The organism is Anaerotignum sp. (assembly GCF_045122575.1).
Taxonomy (GTDB): Bacteria; Bacillota; Clostridia; order Lachnospirales; family Anaerotignaceae; genus Anaerotignum_A.
In genome coordinates this window covers 1-5,672 of sequence record NZ_JBGVHV010000088.1, presented here as the reverse complement: position 1 = coordinate 5,672, position 5,672 = coordinate 1, and the positions used below count along the sequence as shown (strand labels likewise).

At 48.3% G+C, this 5,672-nt stretch carries 6 protein-coding genes and 1 riboswitch; of the genes, 5 read left to right on the top strand and 1 reads right to left on the bottom strand.

The genetic code is table 11. The annotated features are described in order from the left end of the window. On the bottom strand, positions 1–749 hold a 749-nt coding region (locus tag ACJMLT_RS03985), incomplete at its 3' end, for a threonine/serine exporter family protein (RefSeq protein ID WP_405726933.1). A gap of 289 nt (positions 750–1,038) precedes the next feature. Then, positions 1,039–1,141: riboswitch (TPP riboswitch) on the top strand. Positions 1,142–1,221: 80 nt separating this feature from the next. Here ACJMLT_RS03985 and tenA point away from each other — a divergent pair. From tenA to ACJMLT_RS03960, 5 genes are all read left to right on the top strand, one after another. Further along, positions 1,222–1,881 (top strand): thiaminase II, encoded by a 660-nt coding sequence (gene tenA / locus ACJMLT_RS03980; RefSeq protein WP_405726930.1) that lies wholly within the window; start codon positions 1,222–1,224, stop codon positions 1,879–1,881. Between the two features lie 12 nt (positions 1,882–1,893). Further along, on the top strand, positions 1,894–2,646 hold the full coding sequence (locus ACJMLT_RS03975) for an ABC transporter ATP-binding protein (protein WP_405726927.1): 753 nt from the start codon (positions 1,894–1,896) through the stop codon (positions 2,644–2,646). Continuing rightward, positions 2,643–3,383 (top strand): ABC transporter permease, encoded by a 741-nt coding sequence (locus ACJMLT_RS03970; RefSeq protein WP_405726924.1) that lies wholly within the window; start codon positions 2,643–2,645, stop codon positions 3,381–3,383. The genes ACJMLT_RS03975 and ACJMLT_RS03970 overlap by 4 nt, the downstream gene beginning before the upstream one ends. A 13-nt stretch (positions 3,384–3,396) precedes the next feature. Beyond that, a complete protein-coding gene (locus ACJMLT_RS03965) occupies positions 3,397–4,401 on the top strand; it encodes an ABC transporter substrate-binding protein (protein WP_405726921.1) in 1,005 nt (334 codons plus the stop codon). A gap of 181 nt (positions 4,402–4,582) precedes the next feature. Next, positions 4,583–5,332, top strand: coding sequence for an SDR family NAD(P)-dependent oxidoreductase (locus tag ACJMLT_RS03960; protein WP_405726918.1), 750 nt, complete (start codon positions 4,583–4,585; stop codon positions 5,330–5,332). Positions 5,333–5,672: the final 340 nt, after the last annotated feature.

Below are 5,672 nucleotides of genomic sequence, written 5' to 3'. Positions count from 1 at the left end.
TGGAAAATAGTCAGAGCGATGGCAACACCGCCGGCGATGGAAACGGCATTGAGCAGTACTTCCACCACTTTGGAGTTCCCGCTGATGAGGTTGCCTTCCAAAAGGTCACGCATGGCTTTGGAAAGAGCCAGACCGGGCAGCAATGCCTTCATGGTGCCGATGATCATTTTATCCAGCTGAGTACCCGGCAGCAGGAAATGAGCGGAGCAGGCCGCCAGCCCTGTTACCAGACCGCCCATCAGAGGGCCGAAGAAGAAAGGAACTTTTTTGTCGCCGAAATGAACCAGTGTGATACCCATCAGAAGACCGATAAAGAAGGAAATAAACCCTTCTAGGGGGCCACCGCCTACCATAACGGCAAAACCTGCGCCGTTGACAGCGTAGCCTAATACTCTGGTGCTGAATTTGAAGTTGGGCGCGTGGTAGATCTCCTTGCAGCGAGCGCTGGCTTCTTCCAGAGAAATTTCGCCGGAAACGAAGGCGCGGGACATATCGTTTACTGCACAGATCTTTTCAAAATTGACGGCACGGCTTCTCACGCCGCGGGTCATGGAAAGGGGGCCGCTGTCTTCTCTGGGCAGTGTCACGATCAGCAGTGTACACATCGCCAGTGCTTCTACCTTTTCTCGGCCGGTGGTATTCAGGATACGCAGCATGGTGTCCTGCACGCGGAATGTTTCCGCCCCGGAGGCCAGCATCAGTTCCCCTGCATCCAGTGCCAGGTTGATCAATTGGGTATCATAATCCATTCGGATATCCTTCTTTCTGATATAATAAAGAAATGTTTTTGTTATCAATCATTTTTATTGTATTCATTTTTCTGGAAATGTAAAGGAAAAATCCTTCGTTTGCAAACGATTTTTTACAAAAATTTCACGTTTCTGCGAATGGAATAAAAAACGGGGAAGATACGGCTTTTTTTCGGTATTTTTTCCCGAAGAGAAAAGAAATGGTATTTATAAGGAACCACCAGAAAAATTGTATTTTGGGCTTTCTTTTTTCGCATTTATGATATATAATCAAAATCAGAATTGAATTATTCGAAGCTGGGGGTGCTGCAGGAGCAGCTGAGAGGAAGTATTTCCAACCCTTTGAACTTGATGTGGTTAGTACCAACGGAGGGAAGCGAATTTCAGAAAGCAGATATGGCCTTTCCCGAATGTGGGAAAGGCTTTTTTTCATGCCTTTCGCTTTTCCTTTCCAAAAAGAAAGGATGATGTTATGAAGTTGACAGACAAATTGTATGAGGCAGCAAAGCCCATCTGGGACGGTTACCTGACACAGCCCTTTGTAAAGGAACTGGGAGAAGGCACCCTCGGCATGGAACGGTTTCGGTTCTATATGATCCAGGATTACCGTTATCTGCTGCAGTATTCCAAGGTTTTTGCCCTTGGTATCGTAAAAGCAGAGGAGGAAGAACTGCAGCGTCTCTTTGCAGGCATGGTGCATGATACGCTGGATGGGGAGATGAATGTCCATAAGGCTTATATGGCCAGACTGGGCATCACAGAGGAGGAAGTGGCAAATACCAAAACCGCTTTGTCCAATCAGTCCTATACTTCCTATATGCTGGATGAAGCCTATAAGGGCGGTGTGCTGGAAGTTCTGGTGGCAGTTCTTTCCTGCGCATGGAGTTATCAGATGATCGGGGAGCATCATAAGACCATTCCCGGTGCGCTGGAGCATCCTATGTACGGCGAATGGGTGAACGGCTATTCCTGTCAGGAATACTGCGACAGCACACAGCAGATCATCGACCTTGTCGACAAATACGGTGAAGGCATTGACGAAAAACGAGAAGAACATCTGAAAGAGATTTTTGTGAATTGCAGCCGCTATGAAGCGGATTTCTGGGATATGGCGTACAGCTTAGAGTATTAAGGAGTAACAATTATGTTGGAATTTAAGAATGTGACATTCCAATACGAGGGAGACGAAGCCCCGATGATGACGAACCTTTCCTTTTCTGTAGAAGAAGGGGATTTTGTGTCCATCATCGGTGCCTCCGGCTGTGGGAAAAGCACCATTTTCCGCCTCATCAACGGGCTGGAAAAACTGCAGCAGGGAGAGATCACTGTGGACGGCAAACCCATTGCGGGGTTGAAGCAGTATAGTGCTTTCATGCCCCAGAAAGACCTGCTGTTTCCTTGGAGAACTATCGAGCAGAATATCTGCCTGCCCATGGAACTGGCAGGGGTGGAGAAAAAAGAACAGGAAAAAAGATGCAAAGAGGTTCTGGAACAGGTAGGGCTTCTGGATTATATGAAAAAATATCCCAAAGACCTTTCAGGCGGTATGAAGCAGCGGGTATCCTTTGCCAGAACCCTGCTTTCCGGTGCGGATATGCTCCTGCTGGATGAGCCTTTTTCTGCACTGGATTTCCTGACAAGGGTGGATATGCAGGAATGGCTCCTGAAACAGAGAGAACATTACAATCAGACCATTCTGTTCATCACCCATGACGTAGAGGAAGCCATCTTCCTTTCCAAAAAGATTTTTGTCATTCAGGACAGACCCTTTTCTTCTATGGAAATGGTGGAAGTACCTCTGCCGGAGAAAAGAGACCGCAGTGACCTGAAGCGCCCTGAAATCGTGGAACTGAAGGAACAGCTCATCGGTAAACTGAGAAGGAGCGTGAACGTATGAAAAATATTTCTTCTCTGATCCTGGTCTTTGTTCTGCTGATGATCTGGCAGGGGGTGGCCATGGGCATCGATGCGGCATATATCCTGCCTTCCCCCGTGGAAATTCTGGTACGCCTGTGGGAACTGAAAGAGATCCTCTTTCTGGAACACCTGCCTGCTACCATGAGTGTAACGGCACTGGGGCTGTGTATTTCCATTGTGCTGGGCTTGCTTTTGGCTATTTCCATGGACTGGAATCCCCGACTGGAAAAAGCGCTTTATCCTGTGATCGTGGCATCTCAGACCATCCCTACCACAGCCATTGCGCCGCTGTTTATCCTCTGGTTTGGCTATGGGATCTGGAGCAAGGTGCTGGTCACAATCTTAATCACATTCTTCCCTATTGCCATTACTGTTTTCGATGGCCTGAAGGGGACAAAACGGGAAATGGAAGAACTGCTCATCACCTATGGTGCAACGAAAAAAGATGTTTTCCTGAAATTGAAATTGCCTACGGCTCTGCCCAATTTCTTTTCTGCTATTAAAATGTCCATCCCCATGAGTGTCATCGGGGCTGCCATTGCGGAATGGCTGGGGGCGCAGAGCGGTCTGGGCTATTTCAGCAAACGTATGATGACCCAGCTGGATGGGGCAGGGGTGTTTGCCCCCGTGGTTCTGCTGTCTGTAGTAGCCATGCTCACTGTCTGGATCATTACCCTCATTGAAAATAAAGTGATTACCTGGCGTAAAGAACTCTAAGGAGGTTTTGAATATGAAAAAACTATTTGCGATGATTATGACAGCTGTTCTGGCGTTTTCCGCTGTGGGCTGCGGCGGCAGTGAACCTGCGGCAGAAGATAACGGTCTGGAGGATTTCTCCATCGTTCTGGACTGGTATCCCAATGCCATCCATTCCTTCCTGTATGTAGCGCAGGAAAAAGGCTATTTCGCAGAAGAAGGCCTGAATCTTGTTGTTAATTTCCCTGCAAATACAAATGACGGCATTTCCCTGCCCGCAGCGGGTAAGGCGGATGTGGGGATGTATTACCTGCAGGATGCTATCCTGACAGCAGTGGAAGAAGATGTACCCATCGTTTCCATTGGTGCAGTGGCGCAGGAATCTCTGAATGTTGTGATCTCTCTGAAAGAAAGCGGCATTGACAGCGCAGAAGATCTGGAAGGTAAGAAAATCGGCTATGCCGGTACAGTTCTGTCCGAGGAACAGATCAAATCCATGCTGGAACATGTTGGTCTGGCGGCAGATTCCTGTGAATTCGTAGATGTTGGCTTTGACCTGCTGACAGCAACAACAACCGGTCAGGTAGATGCGACCATCGGTAATATGGTGAACCATGAAGTGCCCCAGCTGGAAGAAGAAGGCATTGAAATCAATTATTTCTTCCCTACAGACTTTGGCGTACCCGAAGTATATGAACTGGTATTCCTGGCAGGTCAGGATGCGGTAGAAAATAACCCTGAAAAACTGCAGAAATTCCTGCGTGCAGCAAAAAAAGGCTTTGATTTCACAAAGGAAAACCCCGAAGAAGCTCTGCAGATCCTGCTGGATCATCAGAATGCAGAAAACTTCCCTTTGTCTCCTACAGTAGAAACAGAAAGCCTGAAGATCCTGCTTCCTGCAATGGAAAAGGAAACAGCAGAATTCATGTCTCAGGATGTGGCTGTATGGCAGCAGAATGCAGACTGGCTCTATGAAAGAGGTATCCTCAGCGAACAGACGGATGTATCCTTCCTTGTGGCTGATCTGCTGGCAGAATGATCCCATAAAGATACGAAAAAATAAAAAAGGGCATGCTTTTGTTGAAAAAGGCATGTCCTTTTCTTATAATAATAGCAAATATTCCTCGTCCTGAAACTTGGTTTCAGGACAAATGAGGGTTCTTAGGGAAATCATTTCCCTAAGCGGAGCGCGAGGCAGAGCCTCGCAAAAGGAGGTAACCATGAAAGCACTCATCACAGGTGCCACCAGCGGCATTGGCCGCGATATGGCAGTCCTTCTGGCAAAACAGGGCATCGACCTTATCATCGCCAGCAGAGATACCGAAAAAATGAAACAGCTGGCAAAACGCCTGCCCGTAAAGGTGAAAATCGTAACGGTCGATCTTTCCAAAGCAGAAGACTGTTACTGCCTGTATGATGAAACAAAATCCGAAAATATCGATATCCTCATCAACAACGCAGGCTTCGGCGCCTTTGGCCTTTCCTGGGAAGTCCCTCTGGAAACGGAACTGAACATGATCGACCTGAATATCCGCGCCGTCCATATCCTGACCAAGCTGTTCCTTGCGGATTTCCGCGCCAGAGATCACGGCTACATCCTCAATGTTGCCTCTTCCGCAGGATTTCTGGCAGGCCCTCTCATGTCCACCTATTACGCCACCAAATCCTACGTTCTCCGCTTCACGGAAGCCCTCCACGAAGAACTCCGCCGCACTGGCTCCAACGTGAAAATTTCCGCCCTCTGTCCCGGCCACGTGGAAACGGGCTTCGACCAACGTGCCAACGTAAAACACTCTATCGGTGGCTTAACTTCACGAAAAGTTGCAAAAATAGGCAGAAACGGCATGTTTCGTGGAAAAGTAGTCATTCTCCCCGGCCTGCTGATGAAGCTGACCTATTTCGGTGAAAAATTTCTCACCGAACCCCTCATGCTTTGTGCCGCCTATACCGCCCAGTCAAAAAAACGATAATCTGCCGCAGTCGCGCAAACGGTTCAGCCGCGCAGCTGTGCTGCTTCGCTGTCGCCGCATTCCCGCGCAGGCGGCTTGTCAGCAGAAATGTAGGAAAATCGAAGATTTTTCTCCTTTTCTGAGGACAAACGCCGAGATTGAGGGAAGGTCGTGGCGACATTTAGAAAGGATCAAATCATGCAAAAGATAAAACAAGTATTAAACTTAACCATCCGTGGCTTCCTTGGCAAGGAAGTCGGCCGCCGCTCTGCCGGCCTGACTTATTACCTCGTCTTCGCCATCTTCCCCTTCGTGCTGTCCATCATCTCCATTCTGGGTAGACTCCATCTGCCCATGATCT